We start from the raw sequence: 23,166 nt of genomic DNA, 5'->3' as shown, positions 1-23,166 counted from the left end.
CAAATAATGAACAAGGAGCCTGAAATCTATGATAAACAAATTAATCTCCGCCGAAGATGCCGTGAAGAGGGTGAAGGATGGAGGCACCGTGATGGTCGGCGGTTTTCTGGCTGGAGGCCATCCCGAAGAGCTGGTGCATGCGCTTGTCGAGACTCATTCTGCGGGTAATCTCTCGCTCATCTCCAATGATACAGGCACCCCGGAATTATCAATCTATAAGCTGGTCAAAAGCGGCCGGGTTAAGCGCATCTATGCCTCCTACATCGGCTCCAATCCAGAGACCGGAAGACTGCTGATGACCAAGGAAGCGGAGGTGAATCTCTATCCGCAGGGCACGTTAGCTGAGAAAATCCGTGCCGGGGGAGCGGGGCTGGGCGGTGTGTTAACTCCTGTAGGAGTAGGAACGATTGTAGAGGAAGGCAAAAGGAAGCTTGATATCGACGGAAAGGAATATCTGCTGGAGCTGCCTCTCCATGCAAATGTGGCGCTGATCCGGGCCCATAAAGCGGACGAGGCGGGGAATCTGGTGATCGACGGCTCTTCCCGGAACTTTAATTTCGTCATGGCGATGGCGGCGGATTATGTAATCGCAGAGGTAGATACTTATGTGAAGCTCGGGGAAATTGATCCCAATCATGTCAACGTCCCCGGGATTTTGATTGATGCTATTGTAAAGGTGGCGAATACGCATGAATAACCGGGAATTTATTGTGAGAAGAATCGCCCAGGAGTTCAAAGACGGTGATGTAGTGAATCTCGGGATCGGTATGCCGACCCTGGCTGTAGACTATATTCCTGATCATGTCCAGATTATGCTACAGGCCGAGAACGGAATACTCGGAGTAGGCCCCAAGGCGGCGAAGTCAGAGGAAAACATCGACTGTATCGATTCTGGCGGGAGCTTTGTGACCACGATGGCCGGAGCCTGCTATTTTGACAGTGCGGTCTCCTTCTCAATCATCCGTGGCGGGCATGTGGACATCACCGTGCTGGGTGCGCTTGAGGTTGACGAGCAGGGCAATCTGGCCAGCTGGATGATTCCGGGGAAAAAGGTGCCGGGCATGGGCGGGGCGATGGATCTGGTCGTCGGGGCCAAGCGGGTCATTATCGCCATGGATCATGTGAGCAAGGACGGGCAGCCGAAAATAGTCAAAGCCTGCAAGCTGCCCCTGACGGCGGTACATGTCGTAAATACGATTGTAACTGAAATGGCGGTCATCGAGGTGATTCCGGGCCAAGGGCTGATGCTGATGGAAATCGCACCGGGTCTGACGGTAGAAGACGTTCAGCAGGCAACCGGGGCAGAGCTATGGATCTCCCCAGACCTGAAGGCGATTGCTGTCGCTGTCTAATAAAATAAAATTTAATATGCTTACATTGTGATGATTCTACGAACATATTACGCCGTTATGCTGTCTACTAGAACAGACAACAAGGAGTGTGAAGGTTCGTGAGTAATCATCCATTTGTAAAGAAAGTATGGAGCGGGATCTTGGCTATGACGGTTCTGCTTCCCACCCTTACCCCTGCTCTATCTCCGCTACCGACTGCTTTTGGGGAGGCGGCGGAGACCAGCGGGGTCGTAAAGGTTGAGGATTTTGAACAGGTGAGCTTAGCGGACCTAACCTTTGACAGTGCCCGCATTCATAGCGGCAGTCTGGCGCTGGAGACCAATCCGAAATATGTACATAGCGGAGCGAAGTCCCTGCGGATTGATTATGACTTCATAGGCATAACCGATAACCCGTCCCAGGTTGCCGTTGGTCCGGCGGCTCAGCTACCATTGACGAACCGGACCCCAAAAAGAATCGGGATGTGGGTATACGCCAATCAGGAGGGTCATGGTCTGACCTCCAAGTTCTACGTGTCTTCTACCGGCAAATCCAAAACGTATGAAATCAGGAGTGAAGAGACCGGGATAGACTGGAGCGGCTGGAAGTATGTTGAGGCTGAGATAGGGTCAGATCTGACTATGCCGGGTACTCTGGCCTTCTACTTCCAGATGAAAGAAAGACAAATGAACAAAAAGAATAAAGGCTCGATTTGGATTGATGATATCAGGCTGATTTATGATGAGCCCAGTAATGAGGATATGGATGTGCCAGTGTTGACTCCGGCGGCACCGGCTCCTGATCAAATCTTGAGCGCTCCCGTCTCTGACCTTATTCTGTCAGCAGAGGATGCTAAGTCAGGCATTGATCCGGATTCCATCCGGTTAACGGTGGATGGTCAGGCTGCGGCACCGTCAACGTATACCTATGATCTGAATCTTAAGCAGATTATCTATCACCCGGAGCTTCCGCTGGCCGGAGGCTATCATCAAGTGCTGGCAGAAGTGAAGGATAGAGCCGGCAATCCGGCAGCGGCCGAATATGCTTTTCAGATCGAGCATGGGGCCAGATTTACCTTGGAAGCCCCGGAGGAGGCTGTCAGTAATGAGACCTACCGGCTGAAGCTGAAGGCGACGGACGTAGGCGAAGCCAAGAGCTTCCATGCCAGAATCAAGTTCGATCCAGAGACATTGCAGGCCAATGTAATTAATGCACACTCCGGCTTGAGTCAGGTGCAGACAACTATCGATAATACAGGCGGCTACGTTGATGTCAGTGCAGAGGGACTGCAAGGGGATCAGGCTGACGCGCTGTCAAGTATTGATTTTGAAGTGAACCGGTCTGCGAAAATGGAGCGCGGCGAGACGGCTAAGCAGATGGCCATGGTAGAGGGCAGTTTCGGATATGGAAGCGGGACGCCAGTTCGTTCCTTCGCCTCTCCGTTAAGTTATAAGATCGGGTTTCCTTACAAGATCAGCATCAAGGGATCAGGCCTGCATACTCAGAGTATCATCTCGGTTACCTCCCGCGCAGGAGCGCCGGTGGAAGGAGCCGGGATTGATTTTACCGATACCAGCGGTCCTCAGACTTATGTGCGTGTAACCGCCGATGGGTCCAAAGTATATGCCAAAGCCGATTCATCGTCCGCAGTGCTGCTTAATGTTGAGAAAAACGCGCGGATGTTCGCCACAGCAGGCAGTGCCTCCGGATTCATCAAGGTGTATCTGCCGGATGGCAGTAAGGCGGGGTACATCTCATCCGCTGATGTGGAGCAGAGTGATCTTACCACAGGAATAGGCTTGACGGACGCCAATGGAGAGATCCATACGTCCCTGACGAACCTAGCCATTGGCACTTGGAGCGTGCAGGCTGTCAAGGATGGCGGGACCAGCGAGAGTATGAGCATGAATGTTGTAGCTCCGCTCGGCGGGGCAGATCCGCAATATGTGCAGACCTTTGTTACCGAAGATATGAAGACAATGATGAGTGTCGGGTGGCAGAGCGCGCCAAGTGTGGAGGAAGCTTACATCCAGTATATGAAAGATAGTGATGGGGTAGACAGCGACCTGACGAATGCTCCTGCAAAAGCAACCGTGCAGCGTGCTCTCTCTGATGTGGAGGTCATTCCTGAGGTGGCAGGCGGACCTATAGGGGAAATTAAGTTTCACAACGCAGTGGTCACGGGTCTTGAGCCCGGTATGGGCTATCGTTACAGAGTCGGCTACGAAGGCCATTGGAGCAATTGGTCCTATTATAAGACGGTGGAGGCTGCGCCGGACAAACCTGTTTCTTTTGTATTTGTAACCGATTCGCATACCAAAGGGGACAACGGGCTGGAGACCTATCAGCAATTGATCCAGAATGCGTTCACTAATTATCCGGGTACCCAGTTCGTTATGCATGGCGGTGATATGGTCGATGACGGGGCGGTTTTGAAGGAGTGGAACCAGTTCTGGGAAGCCTCGTCGGTCTACGCCTCCTCGATTCCTTCAGCGTATGCCATGGGGAATCATGATGTAAAAGGGGGAGGGAAGTACATTTTCGCCAAAGGCTTGGGGCTTCCTGTTAACGGACCTGAGCTCCAGAGGGAGTATGCCTATTCGTTCGATTCAGGAGAGGTGCATTTCGTGGTGCTGAACTCTGAAGCAGACGAAGTCACGATGGGCAAGCAAGCGGAGTGGCTACGGGAGGACCTTCTAGCAAGTAATAAAAAATGGAAAATTGTCATGTTCCACAAACCTGCCTATCATACCGAAGATGGACGCGGCAATCTGATCGAATACACACAGACTTATTTTGCCCCCATTCTCGAAGAATTGAAGGTCGATCTGGTGCTGGAAGGCCATGACCATGTATATGCGCGGACCTATCCGATGAGCAAAGGCAAGCCACTGCCAAGCGGAGAGCAAGGAACGGTCTATCTGGACGGCGGGGCGTCCGGCTGGAAGTTCTATGATGGAAGCAAATACGAGTATCTTGATTTCATGTTTGACGAGGATGTTCCGGTCTATTCTGCCATTCAGGTGAGCCATGATAAGATCGTAATCCAAGCCCGCACTACGCAAAGCGCAGAATTAATTGATAACTATACGATTGTGAAAAAGGATGGGCGGACGCTAACTTCGGTGGCCGTAGCCCCGGCCGAATTGAAGCTGAATGTGGGTGATAAGCACGCGACGGTGCTTACAGCTACCTATAGCGATAACTCCACTGCCGATGTGACGAATCAAGCCATATGGACATCTTCTGATGAGCAGGCAGCTACAGTAGACGCGGAGGGTATCATTCATGCCGTTGGAGTGGGCGAGGCGACCATTCAGGCGAATTACAGTAATCTGCCGCCGGTGAAGCTGTCGGTAACTGTGCAGTCAGAAGGTACGCTGCCTAAGCTGCTGAAGCTGACCGCCGAGCCTGGCACACACACCTTGCAGGTGGGCAAACAAGCGGCTTCCGTGATTACGGCGGTATATGACAATGGAGTAAGTACAGTGGTTACAGATCAGGTCCGTTGGACGACCTCAGATCCTGGGGTCGCCTCGGTATCGGATAAGGGGATCATTACAGGGGTTGCAGCTGGGGATGGGGTAACCATTACAGCTTCCTTCGGCGGCTTAACCGTTGCCATTTCCATCGTGGTTGAGGGAGGAAAGGTACCGGTAGTAACGCCGACACCGACACCATCGCCAACTCCACAAACGGGAGTAACACCGGCAACAACGCCAACACCAAAGCCGGCTGTAACACCGACAGTAACACCGTCAGCCAAAGCAACGACTACACCGGCACCAACACCAGCAATAACTGCCGGTCCCGTGAAGCCAACCCTAACCAGACCTGTGCTGAAAGACAGCTTGGACTTAGATAAACTTAAATCTATAGTTGCAAAAGGCCAGACAGCGGCTATTGTTTCATTCCAGGATGTGCCTTCCACGCTGTGGAGTGCATCGTTCATTGAACGTGCAGCCCAGATGGGGTTGATAACGGCTTACGTGGACGGTTCATTCCATCCTGAAGCCAAAGTAACACGCGCTGAGTTTGCTGTAATGCTCACAAAAGCTTTTGGACTGACCGGCTCACAGGGAACCGGATTTTCCGATACGCAGGGACATTGGGCTTCTATGGCACTTGCAGCGCTTAGGCAGCATGGGGTGATTCAGGGCTACGCGGATGGTTCCTTCCACCCCAAGCAGGAGATCACCCGCGCGGAAGCTGTGACTATGCTGGCACGTCTTACGAGCTATGTTCCCGGCACGCCGGCGTTATTCTCTGACCTCCCGGCAAGCTGGGCGGCAGAGCCAATTAATGCCTTCGCTAATGCGGGGATTGTCTCCGGGAAAGGCAACGGCGCCTTTAAACCGAAGGAATCTGCCTCCCGCGCTGAAGCCATAGTGATGATCATCCGGCTCATGGATAAGCTTGTTGAAGCGGGTGAGGAGTAGGCTAGATAGATAAAGCTAATGCTTCTGAGCAGACAAAGGCAGCCCTACTTGATCGGGGCTGCTCTTTTTTACATCAAAATAAGAACGCATGTGCGTTTTATTATACCGAATTCCATTGAAATGGAATATACTCACAACAAACAAGCAGTACATAACAGGAGGCGACTAAAATCCCCTTACCGCATGATGAAGCATTTAAGAAGCTGCTGGAGACGTTTTTTCAGGAATTTATTGAGTTGTTTTTTCCTGAGCTTGATGCAATGCTGGACTACAGTGAAACCCGGTTTCTAATGCAGGAATTGCTAGTGGATATTGTTGGCGAGGAAGCGAGGGAGCTGGATCTGCTGTTGGAGATCCGCTACAAAGGGCTGGACGGTTATATTCTCATTCACCTGGAGCCGCAGTCGTATCGGGATTCACGGTTTCATGAACGAATGTTTATCTATTTCAGCCGTCTGTTTGAACGCTACCGCAAAGAGCATAAGCTGATTATACCGATCGCCATCTTCACTTCAGACGAGATCAGGGAAGAGCAGGATACCTTAGAGATGGTTATTCCTGAGCACCAGATTCTACGCTTCCAGTTTCTTAAGGTGGAATTGCGTAAGCAGAACTGGATAAGATTTATTGATTCAGACAATGCAGTGGCTGCTGCGTTACTGGCCAAGATGGGTTATACTACAAGAGAAGCGAGAGATGTGCGCCGGGAGTTCCTGCGCATGTTCATGAAGCTGAAGACACGGCTTGATCAGGGACGGCTGGCACTTGTGATGTCAGTGGCAGATTTATATTTCCAGCCGGACCGGGCCCAGGATGAAGAGATTATACAAGAATTGATGATACAATACCCGGAGGAGGGTGAAGCAATTATGGAACTCATGCCAGCCTGGAAGCGTTGGGGATATGAAGAAGGTATAGCTGAAGGAATAGAACAAGGAATAGAACAAGGAATAGAACAAGGGATAGAGCAAGGGAAAGAAAAAGGTCAGGCGGAGATTATCCGTAAATTACTGCTTCATGGATTTACCCCGGAAGAGGTGTCCAAGGCCGTGGAGTTACCAGTGGAAAAGATTAAGAAGCTGATGTAAGCAGGCATTCTCCAAATAACGCATATACCAAAGAGACCGCCTATCCTAAGACGGTCTCTTTGGTGCGTTCTGATTCAAATCTTTTATTCAATATAGCTCTTCGTAGCCTCATACATTTGCGCTGCATATTCGTCAATCTGGTCCCGTGACATGCGCAGACGGTCCACAGATGTGCCGTAGCCGATCTCCTGGAGTCCGTCAGCAAGGCCCTGGAAGATCCCATCCGTGAACGCATCTAACGGCTCGCCATGTACATGCAGCCCTGATCCGCCGAGATCTGTATTTACGGCTGGCGGGGCTACCTCGATGACCTCAACGCGGGTCCCGGAGAGCTGGAGTCTCAGACTCATGGTGAACGAATGAAGGGCCGCCTTTGTTGCTGAATAGATCGGTGCGATGGCAAACGGAGTAAAGGCCAGGCCAGAGGTCACGTTAATGATAGTTCCAGCTTCCTGTGCTACGAAGAAAGGGGCAAACAGCATAGCCAGATGAAGAGGGGCTTCAAGGTTGGTGGTGATTTCCTGATTGAAATCAGCCCAATGGTTCCTCACATCCGCTGTCTGTACATTGAAGCGCTGCTGAATCCCGGCATTGTTCACTAGGACATTCACTCCCGGATAGCTTGCAGTTACCCAGTCCAAGAGAGCGAGACGTTCTGACTCTACCATTAGATCACACGCACGAATGATCAGGCCGGGGAATTTGTCCTTAGCCGACTGCAGCACCTGCTCACGCCGTCCGGTAATAATAACCGTGTTGCCCGCAGCGATGAAGCGTTCGGCCATCGCCAGTCCAATGCCGGAGCCTCCGCCTGTAATCAGAATGGTGTTTCCTGAGAGCTTCATGATAAAACCTCATTTCCTTTTGTTTTCTAAGTAATTCGTATACCGTTCTATTTTCTTATCAATGCCCTGCAAGGCTTCGGTCATGAGCGCAATTTGTGCCAGTACAGCCTGTTTGTGTTCTTGAAACATGGCTAGCCGCAGAGCAATCGTGCTATCCCCCTCTGCCATCCAGTCTACATATTGCCTGATCTGGCTTATGGGCATCTGTGTGTTTTTCAGATAGAGAATGATCTTAAGGAAGGCGAGATAATTCTCCGTGAAAATCCGCCTGCCTGCTTCATCCCGTTCCATCCGGGGCAGCAGTCCTTGCTTCTCATAATAACGGATGGTAGATTCCGGAATCCCTAAACGGGCAGCAGCTTCGCCAATGGAATAATAGTTCATCTGGAGGCCTCCAAAGTGATTGTTAGATGTCGACAGAGATAGCATACGACTTAAACCATGGTTTAAGTCAACCTAATATTCAAGAGTCTGTCAAAATATTGCTATATGTTATTTTTCCATTTTGCTATAGGATGTGATTGCTCTGCAATTAATTAGAAATATCCAAAAATAGGAGGAATACCAAATGACCAAGGCTGATTTTACAGCATACCAGTGGATGAATGAGGGGAACATCCGGTTTGAGGATGACAGTATTATAATAGAGGCCACTGCTAACAGCGACTTTTTCTGCAATAACGGGGCCATTTCCGAGGAGGGACTGACGCCTGAGAGTCTGACGAATGCTCCCTTCTTCTATACAGAGGTGACAGGAGATTTCGTGCTGCGCGTGAAGGTCAGCCATGACTTTAGGGATACGTATGATTCCTCTTCCATTATGGTGATGCAGGACCTTAACATCTGGGCCAAGGCTTGCTTTGAGCTGACAGATTTTGATACCCATGCGGTGGTCAGCGTAGTTACAAACCAGACCTCGGACGATGCGAATGGCTGCAATATTGAGGGCAATGAGGTATGGCTTCAGGCTGCCAGGTCTGGGAATGCCTTTGCTTTTCATTATTCGACCGATGGCGTAAGGTTTGACATGATGCGTTTCTTTACCCTTCCGGTGGGAGACACGGTCAAGGTCGGGTTGTTGGCGCAAGCCCCTACCGGCGATGGAGGGGATAGAATATACAAGGATTTCTCACTGGAGCAGCGGACGGTGAAAAATATAAGAGCCGGCGTATAAGCCGGCTCAGCTTGAACCTTTGGCCTGTCGGGGCCAGATGAAATAGGTAACAGTGATGATCAAGTCAATGCCAACCACCACGGACCATACGGTTAGGATACTTAACAGAGCTTCGGTACGGGCGGCGTCGTCAATCCAGATGATGAGACCATACAGTATCCCGGCAGCGAGTACAAAGGAGAGCAAGTGCTTCAACCAGCTCTGGAAATAATGCTTGGCGTGATCCATGCCGTAACGCTTAGCCGGCTTCGCCCCTTGCTTGGTAACATAGTACCGGAAGCGTTCGTCGGCCCAAGCGATCATGCTTTTACCGAATACAAGAGATACGGAAATATATACGGCTGCAAGCGCATGTGCTGTCGTAGCGGTAGCGCCTCTTGCCAAATCCACGCCGGAGATCATCAATAGAAGGATATCGAGCACCGGAGTCATCGCCAGCAAAATCAGTCCCAGTGTAGACCGCTTGAAGATATAACGCGCTGTAAAGCCTGCAAGAATGACCACCCAGAACAACACCTCACAGGTAACAATCGCCCATGCAACCAGATTCATATCGCACCCCTTGTTATAGTTGATAGTAAGTATAGCTTAGTCGAAGTATAACAGCGGATTTTAAATAATACAATCGTATTATTTAAATTGTGCTTATCATTTCGGGTATGCTACAATATGGGCATGCCAAAAATTGTAGATCATTCCGAACGAAAATCGAATATTGCCGAAGCTACCTGGCGGGTTATTATCCGGCAGGGAATCAAAGGGGCTACGGTGCGTAATATTGCTGCCGAGGCGGGTGTATCCTTGGGTGCGCTGCGCCATTATTTCTCTACCCAGCAGGAATTGCTGGAGTTTGCTATGAATCTGGTGAAGGAGCGCGTAACAGCGAGGATTGTGGACATTATGCAGTCGAAGCTTCCTCCCCGGGAGCAGATTTTGCAGGTGCTGCTGGAGCTGCTCCCTACCGACGACAGCAGCATGGCTGAGATGGAGGTATGGTTCGCTTTCACCTTCCATCTCAAGACTGGCAGGGAGAGGGCTACTGAGCTTAACGATGCGATCTATCCGCTGATCGTCCAAATTATTGATTATCTGGATCAGCAGGCGCTCCTCAAGCCGGGGCTGGATAAGGATGATGAAGCCGAACGGTTGTATGCCTTAATTGACGGCTTGGCCCTTCATGCCATGCTTGAGCCTGACCGGATGAATAAACAACGTGTGATCCGGGTGCTGAATGTTCACCTGGAATCTATCTGCAGAAGTGGAGGGGACAGGTAGAGCCGTCCGCTCCGCTTTCTATTTTTGCCAATTTGTTCTAGAATGAATAGGTGCATATAGCAACCGGTTGGCTGGACCCGCCGGATTCAGAGAGGAGTAAGGGATTAATGAAATACCGCAGATTAGGTGGAACCGGACTTAAGGTCAGTGAGATCAGCCTGGGAAGCTGGTTGACCTATGGAGGATATGTGGAGCAGGACAATGCTGTTAAGGCTATTGAAACCGCTTACTCCCTGGGTATTAATTTTTTTGATACCGCGAATGTCTATGAGAAGGGGGCGGCGGAAAAGGTGCTGGGAGCTACCCTAAGCAGCTATCCGCGCGAATCCTATGTGCTGGCGACCAAGGTGTTCGGGGTAATGGGTGACGGTCCCAATGACCGCGGCCTGTCCCGGAAGCATATTACAGAGCAATGCCATGCCAGCCTGAAGCGGCTGGGCGCTGACTATGTGGATCTGCTCTACTGTCACCGGTATGATCCGGAGACTCCGATCGAGGAGACGCTGCGGGCGCTGGATGATCTGGTCCGTCAGGGCAAGGTGCTGTATGTGGGAGTCAGTGAATGGACAGCGGCGCAGATGACCGAAGCTCTTGCAGTTGCCGACCGGTATCTATTGGATCATATCGTGGTCAATCAGCCGGTCTATAATATGCTTGAACGTTATATCGAGAAGGAGATTATCCCGCTTGGGGTGCGCAAGGGAATCGGACAAGTCGTATTCTCCCCGCTCGCTCAAGGTCTGCTGACCGGCAAATACAGCTCGGTCTCCGATATTCCCGCAGACAGCCGGGCTGCCCGGCTCGATTGGATGCGCAAAGGAATTACGGAGGAGAAACTTACAAAGGTTCAGGAGCTGGTCAAGGTTGCCGCTGAACTGGATATCTCCGTAGGCAATCTGGCGCTGGCCTGGATTCTGCGCCAGCCTAATGTATCCAGTGCCCTGGTCGGCGCGAGCCGCCCTGAGCAGGTGGAGGAGAATGTGAAGGCTTCGGGCATTGAGCTGCAAGAGGATATATTGGCACGAATTGAGGAAATTATCGGTTAAGAGAGAGGGAGGATACAGATGAAGGTTCTATTTATCGGAGGAACGGGACTTATCAGTCAGGCGGTTTCCCGGCTGGCAGTGGAACGGGGAATAGAACTGTATCTGTTCAACCGTGGAGAGCGCAGCAGCTTCGTGCCGCAGGGCGCACAGGTGATACACGGTGATATCCGTGACAAGGAGCAGGCAGCCGAGGCGCTACAGGGGTATGACTTCGATGTTGTAGTCGACTGGATTGCCTTCACGCCGGAGCATGTGCAGACGGATATTGACCTGTTCACCGGCAAGACGCGGCAGTATATCTATATTAGCTCTGCTTCTGCGTACCAGAAGCCCCAGCGTAATTACCTGATTACCGAAGAGACCCCGCTGGTGAACCCGTACTGGCAGTATTCCCGGGACAAAATTGCATCCGAGGAGCTGCTTCTGGAAGCGTATCAGAGCAGCGGCTTCCCAGTGACCATTGTCCGGCCTTCCCATACTTATGGAGATACAGCCATTCCGGCGGCGCTGACCAGCTGGAGCCATCCATGGTCTCTGGTGGAACGCATGCGCAAGGGCCAGCCGCTCGTCATTCATGGCGATGGCACCTCTCTATGGACATTGACGCATAATACGGATTTTGCCAAAGGCTTCGTTGGTTTGCTGGGACTCCAGGAGGCGCTTGGAGAAGCGGTTCATATTACCTCGGATGAGGTGCTGAACTGGAATCAGATCTATGCCGCTATCGGGGAGGCCGCAGGCCGTGAGCCGAAGGTGGTACACATGTCCACGGACTTCATCGCTGCGAATACCCCGGCGGGAACGGCGGACGGGCTGATCGGGGATCAGGCAGTCAGCAGTGTATTCGACAACAGCAAGATCAAGCGCCTGGTGCCAGACTACCAAGCCACCCTGCCGTTCGCGGAAGGCGTGAAGCGGTCGGTTGCCTGGTTCGAAGCCCGGCCGGAACGCTGCACCTCAGACCATGATTGGTCCAAAATGCTGGACGGATTGATCGCAAGACATGGCGTTGATGCGAAGCTGCTTAGCTATTATGTATAAGTAGATTTTATAGATACAAGACCTATAGATTACGCTGAGCAGGTGCTGTCCGTTAACGGGTAGCGCCTGTTTCGCTTACGGATCGATCCACCTTGAATATTAGGGATTGAGTAGGACGTTACGTCACAGTTTATAATAAAAAACACGGTACTTATAAATCTATATAGATTGAACTAAAAAATTAAAGTTAAAGGAAAAGTGGCGGAGGGGAATTTTGGAACTGGAGGAGCGGTAGCGACCGCCTTTGTCTGCGGATTTCAACCGTTAGAAACGGGATAAAACAAGAAATCTGCAGAAGGGCAGCGGCCGGAAGTCCAAAACTTCTCTGGAGTCACGGCAATCCCAAAACAGAAATCATTAGTTCAATTTATATAAAACGGTAATACAGGAGGGGATTATATGGAGCTTACGGTCGGTCAATTCGCCAGCGCTGTCGATACGACGGTAAGGACACTAAGATATTATGAGAAAATCGGGCTTCTTGTTCCTGGAAAGAAAAACGGCGCCAATCAGAAAATTTATGCTGGAGATGATCTCAAGAAATTCTATAACATACAGTTGCTTAAGAGTATGGGCTGGCCGCTAATCGAAATCAAACAAATGCTTGAAGAGACCGCGTATTCTTTTGGAGAAATGGTGGAAATGCAGGAAGCTGTGCTTCGTGATAAGCGAAATAGAATAAACGAATCCTTGGAAATGATAGCCCGGATGAAGAATGTAATGAATGAAACGGGTGATTTGAACAATGAAGATCTGATGTTGCTCATGAATGCGATCCGGTTAGAAGAAGATCAAAGAACGATTTTACAACAATATTTCTCTGCAACCACGGTAGATAAAATAATACCCAAAAATAAACAGCAACAACCAGCATTTGATCGATTAAACCGGAGGTTATTGTCTTTTTTTCAGACATCCATGGACAGCGGACTGCGTCCTGATAGTCAAGAGGTACAACGCGAGCTACAGGAAGTGTTAGCCCTTGTTCCGGTATCTGTGAACGAGCTTTTTCAGACAGAGCGGAGCTTGGACAAGCAGTCAGAGATTTTGAAGGCTTTGCTGCCTGATGATATGGGGGGATTTTTCGGTGAAGCGATTCATGCCTTTTATAACAATCAGTTCGAAGGAAGGGGGGGATAGAAATTGAGTGAATTAAGTACGCGGCAGCATAATAAATGGTTGATCCAAATTGGGTTAGGTTTAGTGCCATTTCTGGTTTTAGGCGCAGCACTCATTGCCATTTTCCGGTGGGGTGAAATCATTCCCTATATCCAGTCCTTGTTTGTTCCAAGTGAGTTGTCTTTTCTAGAAGTTACCTTGCTGGGGCTGATCGCGGGTACGATTGTAGTGCTTATCTCTGTCGGTCTTATTATAACAACAAAAGCGGTGCTTCCCCAGTCCGAAGGTTCGGAGATTATACGGAATATCATGAGAACTCCAAGCGGCATTGCCGTCAGCTCACTGGGGGGAGGCATTGTTGAAGAGTTTTTCTTCAGAGGCGTATTAATTGGACTGTTTACGGGTTATGGCTCTATCCTTGACGGCATTGTGATTGGGATAAGTACTTTTTTATTTTGGATTATTCATGTCCCTCAGTATAAAGGGGTACGTTTGGCTTACGGCTTAGTTTTCATTAATGGCCTGATATTTGCTTTATTGTTCTACTTTACGGATTCATTGGTTCCATCGGTCATTGCCCATGCCATTTATAATCTGGGTATAGGGATCTACTTCATGAAGCTTACGAAATAATCCCCATGTCAGGCTGCTGCGAGGTTATAGCATGAATCCGGGATTCGTGAATATACTCTCACTACCGAAATCCCCACGAGTAAAGGAGTCCTGGCCATGCCGACACATCCTTACGTCTCCCGTTTTTTTGTAAATACCGATGCACGCCGTGACAAGCTGGTTTATGATTTGCCGGAAGCCTGGTGGAGCCGTCCGTATGAATACGAATGGTGTACGAATTTCATCTCACCGCACGATGTAGTACTGGACGCAGCCTGCGGAATCTCTCACCCGCTCAAATTCTATCTTGCCGAGCATAGCGCTGAGGTCTATGCCTGTGATAAGGATGCCCGGATTCTGTCGCATGAAGCGATAATGCAGAATATCACCGAGGATGCCGGAGCAACTGCAGCCTCTCAGGTGGAGGCCGGACCTGTGAACAGGCTGCATCTGGCCCAGGCTGATCTGACCTCACTGCCTTATGAGGATGAGAGCTTTGATACGGTTTTTTGTATCTCGGTGCTGGAGCATCTGTCTGTGCAGGAAGCAGTACTGGCCGTCCGTGAGTTCCATAGAACGCTGAATGGAGAAGGGCTGCTGGTGCTGACCTTTGATCATCCGACGGTCAACCTGCCGCGGATGAATGAGATTCTGCTGCAGGCCGGCTTTCAGTATTGGGGCGAGACGGATTTCAATCTTCCGGCAGATGCCGTGCGTACAGATCAGTGGGGCGGCCTAAGCTGCTTCCGGGCAGTGCTCAAAAAAGCGCAAATCTAGCAAAGTCCATCCATCATTTGGTTGTTTCCTTCCATTGTAGTAGAATAGCTTCTAGGGCAGAAGAAAGAAGGAGACAATCTCATGGGGATGATCGGCAATGTTCCGGCTGTAAATGCTGAGCTGCTTCAGTCATCATTCTATTACATTACAAAAAGGAGCTAGAGAACTTTGCGCAGATATGCTGTTATAGTCATGATTCTGCTTCTGCTGGTCCCTGCCGCGGGGATAAGCGCCCAGGGGGCTGCTAAGCAGGAGGAAATCAGCCTTACGTTTGCCGGGGATATTCTGCTGGACGGCTTTGTCGGCGACCAGATTGCCAAATATGGCGTTGATTTCCCATTCGCCAAGGTAGCGCCGGTGCTGCAGAAGGCAGATCTTGCTTTTGCCAATCTGGAGACTCCTGTCTCGGTGCGCGGAACTGCAGCCAGTAAGACGTTCGCCTTCCGCTCCAAGCCGGCGGCACTTGCGGGATTAAGCAAAGCGGGGATCGACGGTGTCACTGTAGCCAACAACCATATTCTGGATTATGGCCGGAACGCGATGCTGGATACTCTGATTCATCTGGATAAGAACAACATTGGGCACACCGGTGCGGGTGCCAATATGGATGAAGCGTTCAAGCCGTATGTCAAGACCGTCAAGGGCAAGCGGATCGCCGTTCTGGGTACAAGCCGTGTGCTGTCCAGCCCCTCCTGGTATGCAGGCAAGAACAGCCCGGGAGCGGCTTCTGCTTATACGGCAGAGCCGCTGCTGAGTGCAATTAAGAAGTCTGCCAAGGATAATGATTATACGGTTGTATATATTCACTGGAATCAGGAATTCAAGGATTACCCGGAAGCTTATGCCCGCAAGCTGGCCAAGCAGATGATCGACAGCGGTGCAGATATCATTCTTGGTGCGCACAGCCATTGTCTGATGGGCATTGAATATTACAAGCATAAGCCGATCTACTATTCACTGGGCAATTTTGTGTTCAACCGTTCCACACGGGGCGGAGACAAGACCCTGCACTCGATGCTGGTTAATTTCACCATTAACCCGTCAGGGGTAACCAGCAGCATTACACCGGTCAAAATCATTGGCGGGCAGCCGAATTTCATGGGGGATGCCTACAATAAAGAGACCATCAAGAAGCTGAACCAGCTCTCCTTCAATGCGAAGATTGCAGCGGGCGGGGCAGTCAGCGAGAAGCTGTGAAGTAAGCTGGCCTGACAGATTCAGAGCCATAATGTATAAGCCCGGGGAGCCGCTTCCTAATCCTCCCTGGGCTATTTGACGTGTTCCTGGTATTATCATAAGTGCCGTTTCGGAGTAGAATAGCAATAACGAATTCTATGCAGAGGATGTCCAGTGAATGATGCCCAAGCTTAAGAAGTACATGCCTTTCACCTATAAAATGATGATTCCTTATCTGCTGCTGGTTCTGCTTACGGATGTGTTCATCGGCTATATCTCCTATTCCATGCTGACCGATTCCCGGACAGAGATGGCCGAGTCCAACATCCGTACAGGCATGGAGCAGTCGAGGAACAATATCCGCTATCAGATGGATGAGATTCAGCGGATGTCGGACAACCTGTTCGGCAGCCAGCCGTTCCAGCGTGCGCTGGAGCTGAAGGGGACGCCGTTTGAGATCTATCTGACGATGCTTGACGAGATTGTTCCCCAGATTACCGCGCCGCTGCAGCTGTTCGGGAACAAGATCCGCTTCATGCTCTACACTCCGAACGCTGATCTGAACATTGTGTCAGGCGATAATCTGGATGATCCGATTATTACCAGCGATTACTACATTCTGCCGTTGGACGATATTGTAGGCAGTCCATGGTACCGGTCGCTGAAGGATTCCAAGCGTGATAATTTGTGGCTGCAGATTGATACAGACCAGAAGCTGGGCAACCTCTCACATGTGCGCAGACTCGTCAACTTCAGTGATTACAAGTCGCTGATCGGGTATGTGCGGATTACGGTATCGCTGGAGGACCTGTTCGGCGGCTTCGATACCTTCCCGCTGGAGGAAGGAATTACGCTGCGGCTGGTGGAGGAGACTACCGGGGACGTTCTGTTCCAGCGGGGCCCCGCCAATAATAGCAGCGGAGAGGGGAGCTTCCTCAGGCTGCAGGAGCAGATTCCGGGCAGTAACTTCATTATTGAAGCGATGGTTCCGCATAAATATCTCACCCAGGATGCCGGACGTCTGCGCCGTGTGATTATCGCGGTCTGCAGTCTGAGCTTCCTGGTCATGACCCTGATCGGGTATGTGGTGGCACGGATATCGGGCCGCAAAATGAGCAGGATCGTAGGCCTGGTGCGTTCCTTCCAGGACGGGAACTTCCAGAAGCGCATCCGCTTCTCCGGCAATGATGAATTCGTGCAGATCGCGGATTCCTTCAATGATATGGCCTCCAACATCCAGGGGCTGATCAACAGCGTGTATGTGCAGGGAATTCAGAAGAAGCAGGCGGAGCTGGAAGCTCTGCAGGCACAGATCAATCCGCATTTTCTATATAATACACTATCTACGATCAGCAGCCTGGCTAATCTCGGGGAGATCGGCAAGGTCACGGAGATGGTCCAGGGGCTGTCCCGGTTCTACCGGCTGACGCTCAATCAGGGCAATGTCTATATTGAGCTGGAAAAGGAGCTGGACCAGGTTGCTACGTACCTGGAGATTCAGCGGGTCAAATATGCGGATGCCTTCACGCTGCACGTGGATGTGGACGAGGAGATTCTGCACATGCAGGTGATTAAGCTGCTGCTTCAGCCTTTTGTGGAGAATATATTCAAGCATGCCTGGTTCGGTGAGACCATAGCCATCCGGCTGACCGGCAAGCGGGTAGGGGACAATATTGAACTTAAGGTAATTGATAACGGGATCGGCATGCGCCCAGAGGTGGTCAAGCGTATGATGCAGGGACCGAGCCAGTCAGGCGGGTACGGTGTGAAAAATGTGGACGAGCGGATTAAGCTCAGATACGGCGATGCATACGGAGTGACAATTGCCAGCTTCTACGGAGGCGGGACAACCGTACGGCTCCTGCTTCCTGCCGGGCTTCAAGGTGATGAGGAGCTATAAGACATGAGGTCAGTTACACATACAGGAGGACAAGATTGCGATGAGTATCAATGTACTATTGGTTGACGATGAGGCAATCGATCTGGAGTGGCTGCGGCGCAGAGTGCTGGCCAGTCCACTGGATCTTGCAGTGGTAGGAACGGCGAACAGCGGCTTCAATGCGCTTAAGATCATGGAGCAGGAGCGGGTGGATATCATCCTGTCTGACATACGTATGCCCATTATGACGGGGACGGAATTCGCGCGCCGGGCCAAGGTCATCCATCCGAAGGTCAAAATTGTCTTCATCAGCGGCCATGAGGATTTCAGCTATGCCAAGGAAGCGATTGAGATCAATGCCTCCGGCTATTTATTGAAGCCTGTAGAAGACAAGGATCTCTACGACATGCTGGAATCTTTGTCTGCCGCTCTGGAGCAGGAACGGGAGAAGAACCGTTCCTTCACCGAGGCATTGTCCCTGGTGAACAAGGAGCTGATTCTGCGCTGGTTCGAGGATGCATCGCCTGAGCCGGCGGAGCAGCATCTGCGCAGTGCCCTGAACCCGCTGCTCATGAAGGGAGCGGCTGCAGCAATTATTGAAATTGATGATCTGGAATGGAAATTGCGCGACCTGTCCGAGGAGGATGCGCGGGTCAAGACGCGGCAGATGGCCGGACTGATCAGAGCGTTCGTAGAGAGCACCCAGCTGGGAATACTGATTCCTGTCCATCATCACCGGTTCGTCATTCTGTGCAGTCTTCCGCCGGACAGCTTCCTCAGTCTGCTGGATGAACTGATTAAGCAGATGGCCGGGAGCTCACCCTGCACCTTAACCATCGGGGTCGGGCGTTACGCCCAGGATGAGGCGGGGCTGCATGAATCCTACCAGCAGGCAACGGCTGCACTCAGTGCGAAGTGGCTGCTGGGCAAGAACCGGCTGATCCGCGACAATCTGGAGTCCTCCCCGCGCGGGACGCCGGGGGCCAGGATTGAACAGACCGTTGTGCAGCTGCTGGAGGCTATCATCCAGTACGATCTGGTGGCGATTGATGACCATCTGCTGGAGTTGTTCACGAATGCCGGCAAGAAGGATGTCTATGAGCTGATTATCCGTATCACCTCCAAGCTACATGCGGACCTGCAGCAGCAGAATGAGAATCTGTATGAGCTGCTCCAGTGGGAGTCTCATCAGCCGGATATCCTGTTCCAGTTCGAGACGATTCACGATATCCTGTCGTGGATGAGACGGAGATTCTTCGAGCTGTCAGAGCTGCTGTACGTGAAGCGGCAACGGCAGAAGCGCAAGCTGATCGACGAGATTATGAATTATGTCGAGGAGAATCTGGAGAAGAAGATCACCTTGAAGGAGGTAGCCGCCCACTTCGACTTCACCCCGAATTATCTGGGCTTCCTGTTCAAGGAGGAATACGGGGTTCCTTTCAGTGAATACGTCAACGAGCGCAAGACAGGCAGAGTGTTCGAGCTGCTCAGTGATCCGACGCTTAAGATCTATGAGATAGCCGAACGGATGGGCTATAAGAATATCATCTATTTCAACCGTCAGTTCAAGCAAATCACCGGCATGACGCCGGGGGAATACCGCAAGAAACAGAAGATATAAGCTTTGTTTGCCAAACGTTGCCAGCTCTGGTTTTCAAATCAGAGGCAACGTTTTTTGTTTTTTTGGAAAGTATATATATTTAAACGGATCGTTGAAAAAGTATTACTTTTAGTTGATAGCCCTAATCCACACCGGATGGACGCTTATTTATAATAAGGCTATAGAGAAATGGGAATGGGAAAGGGGATTCAAGATGAAACAGAAACAACACGGATTCTGGGATGATGTCAAGAAATACAGATCCTTGCTTCTTATGCTGACACCGGCAGTATTGTTCTTTCTGCTGTTTGCTTATCTGCCCATGTCGGGCATTGTGCTGGCATTCAAGCAATTTGACTATACGGGCGGGGTATTCGGCAGTCCATGGAACGGGCTGGACAACTTCAAATTCTTCATTGACTCCGGCGACGCCTGGCGCGTAACCCGAAATACAGCACTATATAACATTGCATTCATCGTTGTGAACAACGTGCTTCAGATCTTCGCAGCCATCCTGCTGTTCGAGGTAGCGGGCAAATGGTTCCGCAAGCTGACGCAAACGGTATTGTTCCTGCCTTATTTCATCTCCTGGGTGGTTGTGGGCGCGATTGCGTACAACCTTTTCAACTTCGATGTAGGTACGGTCAATGTGCTGCTGAAGGGACTGGGAATGCAGCCAATCGATATTTATAATACGGCAGCCTACTGGCCGTTCATTCTGGTCATCGTATCCGCGTGGAAGACACTCGGCTACGGAACGATTATGTATCTGGCCGCGATTACAAGCATTGACACCGAGATGTATGAAGCCGCCGAGATTGACGGCGCGAATATTTTCCAGCGTATTATGAAAATTACGGTTCCGAACCTGATGCCGACCGTCATCATTCTGGTGCTGCTGGCAATCGGTAATATCTTCCGCGGAGACTTCGGGATGTTCTACAACATGGTCGGCAACAACGGCCTGCTGTTCTCATCCACAGACGTAATCGACACCTTCGTCTTCCGCTCGCTGACTACATCCAATGAAATAGGGATGTCTGCAGCCGCCGGCTTCTACCAATCGATACTCGGCTTCGCAACCATCATGCTGGCCAACTATGCAGTACGCCGATACGATAAGGATCGCGCTCTATTCTAGGACAAGGAGGTAATGCCCGATGAGTTCAACCACTGCTAATATTCAATCACCGGAAGTACGCAGAAAGCCTGCCAACAGGGACAAAATGGTGCTATCCGTTATCGGATACGTAACCCTTACGATATTGGCTATATTCTGTATCTTCCCGTTCATTCTGGTTATCTCTTCCTCGCTGAGTGAAGAGAGCGCGATTATCGAGAAAGGGTTCCAGATCTTCCCGACCGCCTTCTCGACAGAAGCGTACAGCCTGCTGTTCAAATATCCGGCTGAGATGCTCAGAGCGTATGGCGTAACGATCTCCGTTACAGCCATCGGTACGATCGTCGGATTGTTCCTGACGTCAATGACAGCCTATGTGCTGTCCCGGAGAGATTTCAAATGGCGCAGCCGCTTCTCCTTCTTCTTCTTCTTCACTACATTGTTCAGCGGCGGCCTGGTTCCCTGGTATCTGATGATCATCAACTATCTGCATCTGAAGGATACGCTGCTGGTACTGATTCTGCCGATGATGATGAACGTCTTCTATATTATTGTCATGAAGTCCTTCATGGGCAGCATCCCGGATGCGATTACAGAATCCGCCAAAATTGACGGAGCCGGCGATTTCCGGATCTTCATGCAGCTGATTGTGCCGTTGTCCAAGCCCGCTCTGGCGACCATTGGTCTGTTCATTGCCTTGGCCTACTGGAATGACTGGTATAACGCACTTCTCTTCATCTCCAAGTCGGAGCTGATGCCGCTGCAGTATTATCTCTACAAAATGTTAGGCAACATGGATGGAATGCGTAAGGCAATGATGGCCTCCGGTGCGGTAGTCAACACAGACCTGCCAACCGAAAGTCTGAAGATGGCCATGACGATTGTGGCTACAGGGCCGATCCTGCTGGCGTATCCGTTCATCCAGAAGTATTTTGTAACAGGACTAACGATTGGTGCAGTCAAAGGATGATCACAGGGTAACCTGGTTATCAATATAGACTTGAGGCAACTATTACTTAAGGGGGAAATATCGGTCATGATGAACAAGAAAAAGAAACTTACAGTAACGCTTGCAACGATGATGGCACTAGGGACGGTCCTCAGTGCATGCGGCGGCGGCAATAATAACACCAATACAGGAGCGGAGGCTACTAAGGCTCCGGCGGCATCGGAAGGAGCAACCAATTCCGGCGCTCCGGACACCTCCAAAGAAGTGAAGCTCAAAATGATTCTGCTCGGGCCACAGCCTGGGGATTACGATAAGGTCTTCGGAGAGCTGAACACCAAGCTCAAAGAGAAAATCAATGCTACCGTAGAAACTGAATTCCTCGACTGGTCTGACTGGACCCAGAAATACCCGCTGAAATTCGCGGCGAACGAAGATTTCGACCTCGTGTATACAGCGAACTGGGCCTTCTATAACGATCAGGCGCTGAAGGGCGGATTCCTGGAACTGACGGATGATATGCTGACCAAGTATATGCCGCAGACCTGGGAAGCTATGCCGAAAGTGAACTGGGATCAGGCAAAAGTGGACGGCAAGCTGTTCATGGTTCCGAACAATAATGTTGAAGTAACCGACAAAGTGGTGCTGTACCGTGAGGATCTGCGCAAAAAGCATAACCTGCCTGAAATCAACAGTCCTGAGACGTACGCAACTTATCTGAAGGCAATTGCCAAGGACGAAAAAGGGATTACTGCCTATGGAGCCAAGCCGGCAGACGGCTGGAAATTCCATGAGCTGGATCAAACACTGCTGGAGCAGAACAACAACTTCAAAATCGTAGACAGAAGCTTGCTTCCGCTGGCATACAAGCTGGATGATGCTTCCGGTAAAGTCTTCAATATCTATGACACACCGGAATTCACTTCCCTGCTGCAATATTACAAAGACCTGGCCGATAACGGCGCATGGTCCAAGAACGTAGTCAGCAACAAAAACGATGTATGGCAGGATATTAAAGCAGGCAAGGTGTCCTCTTATGCACACAACCTGGGTACTGTAGCTGCTAACCTGGCTGAAATGCGCCGTGACAAACCGGATGTGGAGCTGGCCATTGCTGACCTTACCCCGGGCAAAAAGAAAATTGCTGCGATCTCCACGCAGAACGGGATGTCCGTACATGCTACCTCCAAGAATCCTGAGCGCGCTCTGATGCTGCTGGATCTGCTTCAAAATGATAAAGAAATTCATGATTTGACGATGTACGGTATCGCCGGAAGCAACTACAATCCGGAAGGCGACAAGAAGTTCACCGCCGGTCCTGCTGCCGCTAACTACACAGGCTTCTCGAACTGGGGCTGGAACTCCCCGCTGAACCGTCAGGATGCAGCTTATCCTAAAGAAGCGGACGATATGTTCAACACTTGGCAGTCCAGCATCTATCACTTCCCGCTCGAAACCTTCGTCTTCGACACTACGCCAGTGAAGAACGAAGTGGCTAACATCGGCAACGTGATGCTGCGTTATGCGATTCCGCTGGAGTACGGCTTGATTGATGATCTGGCTAAAGGTCAGGCAGACCTGATCAAGCAGCTGAAATCAGCAGGTCTGGATAAGGTTCAGACTGAAATGCAAACACAGATTGATGCGTTCCTCGCAGCGCAGAAATAACAGCATAAGCTTACGGGCTGCTCCAAAGCG

Annotated in this window: 20 protein-coding genes; 17 read left to right on the top strand and 3 right to left on the bottom strand. The window is 50.8% G+C overall.

Annotated elements, in window-relative coordinates; translation table 11 throughout:
• Window positions 1-28 precede the first annotated feature (28 nt).
• From NSU18_RS09965 to NSU18_RS09950, 4 genes are all read left to right on the top strand, one after another.
• On the top strand, window positions 29-697 hold the full coding sequence (locus NSU18_RS09965) for a CoA transferase subunit A (RefSeq protein WP_341148902.1): 669 nt from the start codon (window positions 29-31) through the stop codon (window positions 695-697).
• Window positions 690-1,352, top strand: a complete 663-nt coding sequence (locus tag NSU18_RS09960; protein WP_076155054.1) for a 3-oxoacid CoA-transferase subunit B — start codon at window positions 690-692, stop codon at window positions 1,350-1,352. The genes NSU18_RS09965 and NSU18_RS09960 overlap by 8 nt, the downstream gene beginning before the upstream one ends.
• A gap of 98 nt (window positions 1,353-1,450) precedes the next feature.
• Complete coding sequence (locus NSU18_RS09955; RefSeq protein ID WP_341148901.1) at window positions 1,451-5,770, top strand: S-layer homology domain-containing protein; 4,320 nt, start codon at window positions 1,451-1,453, stop codon at window positions 5,768-5,770.
• 170 nt (window positions 5,771-5,940) lie between these two features.
• Window positions 5,941-6,858, top strand: coding sequence for an Rpn family recombination-promoting nuclease/putative transposase (locus NSU18_RS09950; protein WP_341151014.1), 918 nt, complete (start codon window positions 5,941-5,943; stop codon window positions 6,856-6,858).
• A gap of 83 nt (window positions 6,859-6,941) precedes the next feature.
• Here NSU18_RS09950 and NSU18_RS09945 read toward each other — a convergent pair whose 3' ends face one another.
• Together NSU18_RS09945 and NSU18_RS09940 are read right to left on the bottom strand one after the other, a co-directional pair.
• On the bottom strand, window positions 6,942-7,703 hold the full coding sequence (locus NSU18_RS09945) for an SDR family oxidoreductase (RefSeq protein WP_341020075.1): 762 nt from the start codon (window positions 7,701-7,703) through the stop codon (window positions 6,942-6,944).
• A gap of 9 nt (window positions 7,704-7,712) precedes the next feature.
• On the bottom strand, window positions 7,713-8,087 hold the full coding sequence (locus NSU18_RS09940; protein ID WP_341020076.1) for a MerR family transcriptional regulator: 375 nt from the start codon (window positions 8,085-8,087) through the stop codon (window positions 7,713-7,715).
• A 184-nt stretch (window positions 8,088-8,271) separates the two neighbouring features.
• On the opposite strand from NSU18_RS09940, the gene NSU18_RS09935 reads away from it, so the two are divergent.
• A complete protein-coding gene (locus NSU18_RS09935) occupies window positions 8,272-8,877 on the top strand; it encodes a DUF1349 domain-containing protein (protein ID WP_341148900.1) in 606 nt (201 codons plus the stop codon).
• A gap of 6 nt (window positions 8,878-8,883) precedes the next feature.
• Here NSU18_RS09935 and NSU18_RS09930 read toward each other — a convergent pair whose 3' ends face one another.
• On the bottom strand, window positions 8,884-9,429 hold the full coding sequence (locus NSU18_RS09930; RefSeq protein WP_341148899.1) for a hypothetical protein: 546 nt from the start codon (window positions 9,427-9,429) through the stop codon (window positions 8,884-8,886).
• 123 nt (window positions 9,430-9,552) lie between these two features.
• Between NSU18_RS09930 and NSU18_RS09925 the strand changes: the two genes are divergently transcribed.
• The 12 genes from NSU18_RS09925 (at window position 9,553) to NSU18_RS09870 (ending at window position 23,136) form a co-directional block, all read left to right on the top strand.
• Window positions 9,553-10,152: a TetR/AcrR family transcriptional regulator gene (locus tag NSU18_RS09925; RefSeq protein WP_341020083.1), complete on the top strand. Its 600-nt coding sequence runs from the start codon at window positions 9,553-9,555 to the stop codon at window positions 10,150-10,152.
• Between the two features lie 107 nt (window positions 10,153-10,259).
• Complete coding sequence (locus NSU18_RS09920) at window positions 10,260-11,198, top strand: aldo/keto reductase family protein (RefSeq protein WP_341020085.1); 939 nt, start codon at window positions 10,260-10,262, stop codon at window positions 11,196-11,198.
• Window positions 11,199-11,216: 18 nt separating this feature from the next.
• Complete coding sequence (locus NSU18_RS09915) at window positions 11,217-12,239, top strand: SDR family oxidoreductase (protein WP_341148898.1); 1,023 nt, start codon at window positions 11,217-11,219, stop codon at window positions 12,237-12,239.
• A gap of 399 nt (window positions 12,240-12,638) precedes the next feature.
• Window positions 12,639-13,379, top strand: coding sequence for a MerR family transcriptional regulator (locus tag NSU18_RS09910; RefSeq protein ID WP_341020089.1), 741 nt, complete (start codon window positions 12,639-12,641; stop codon window positions 13,377-13,379).
• A gap of 3 nt (window positions 13,380-13,382) precedes the next feature.
• Window positions 13,383-13,991, top strand: coding sequence for a CPBP family intramembrane glutamic endopeptidase (locus NSU18_RS09905; protein WP_341148897.1), 609 nt, complete (start codon window positions 13,383-13,385; stop codon window positions 13,989-13,991).
• Window positions 13,992-14,087: 96 nt separating this feature from the next.
• A complete protein-coding gene (locus tag NSU18_RS09900; protein WP_341020091.1) occupies window positions 14,088-14,747 on the top strand; it encodes a class I SAM-dependent methyltransferase in 660 nt (219 codons plus the stop codon).
• A 192-nt stretch (window positions 14,748-14,939) separates the two neighbouring features.
• Window positions 14,940-15,944 carry a CapA family protein gene (locus tag NSU18_RS09895; protein WP_445321850.1) on the top strand — a complete coding sequence of 335 codons (1,005 nt, stop codon included), beginning with the start codon at window positions 14,940-14,942 and terminating at the stop codon, window positions 15,942-15,944.
• Window positions 15,945-16,101: 157 nt separating this feature from the next.
• Window positions 16,102-17,823 (top strand): sensor histidine kinase, encoded by a 1,722-nt coding sequence (locus tag NSU18_RS09890; protein ID WP_341020094.1) that lies wholly within the window; start codon window positions 16,102-16,104, stop codon window positions 17,821-17,823.
• A gap of 40 nt (window positions 17,824-17,863) precedes the next feature.
• Entirely contained in the window at window positions 17,864-19,423 is a 1,560-nt protein-coding gene (locus tag NSU18_RS09885) for a response regulator (RefSeq protein WP_341020096.1), read from the top strand.
• A 193-nt stretch (window positions 19,424-19,616) separates the two neighbouring features.
• Window positions 19,617-20,543 (top strand): ABC transporter permease, encoded by a 927-nt coding sequence (locus NSU18_RS09880; RefSeq protein ID WP_341020097.1) that lies wholly within the window; start codon window positions 19,617-19,619, stop codon window positions 20,541-20,543.
• Between the two features lie 85 nt (window positions 20,544-20,628).
• The gene (locus NSU18_RS09875) at window positions 20,629-21,492 is read left to right on the top strand and encodes a carbohydrate ABC transporter permease (protein ID WP_445321849.1); all 864 of its coding nucleotides are present in this window, start codon (window positions 20,629-20,631) and stop codon (window positions 21,490-21,492) included.
• Between the two features lie 66 nt (window positions 21,493-21,558).
• Complete coding sequence (locus NSU18_RS09870) at window positions 21,559-23,136, top strand: extracellular solute-binding protein (protein WP_341020099.1); 1,578 nt, start codon at window positions 21,559-21,561, stop codon at window positions 23,134-23,136.
• The last annotated feature ends 30 nt before the right edge of the window (window positions 23,137-23,166 follow it).

The organism is Paenibacillus sp. FSL H8-0048 (assembly GCF_038002825.1).
Lineage (GTDB): Bacteria > Bacillota > Bacilli > Paenibacillales > Paenibacillaceae > Paenibacillus_AQ.
This window is presented reverse-complemented; position numbering and strand designations above follow the sequence as displayed.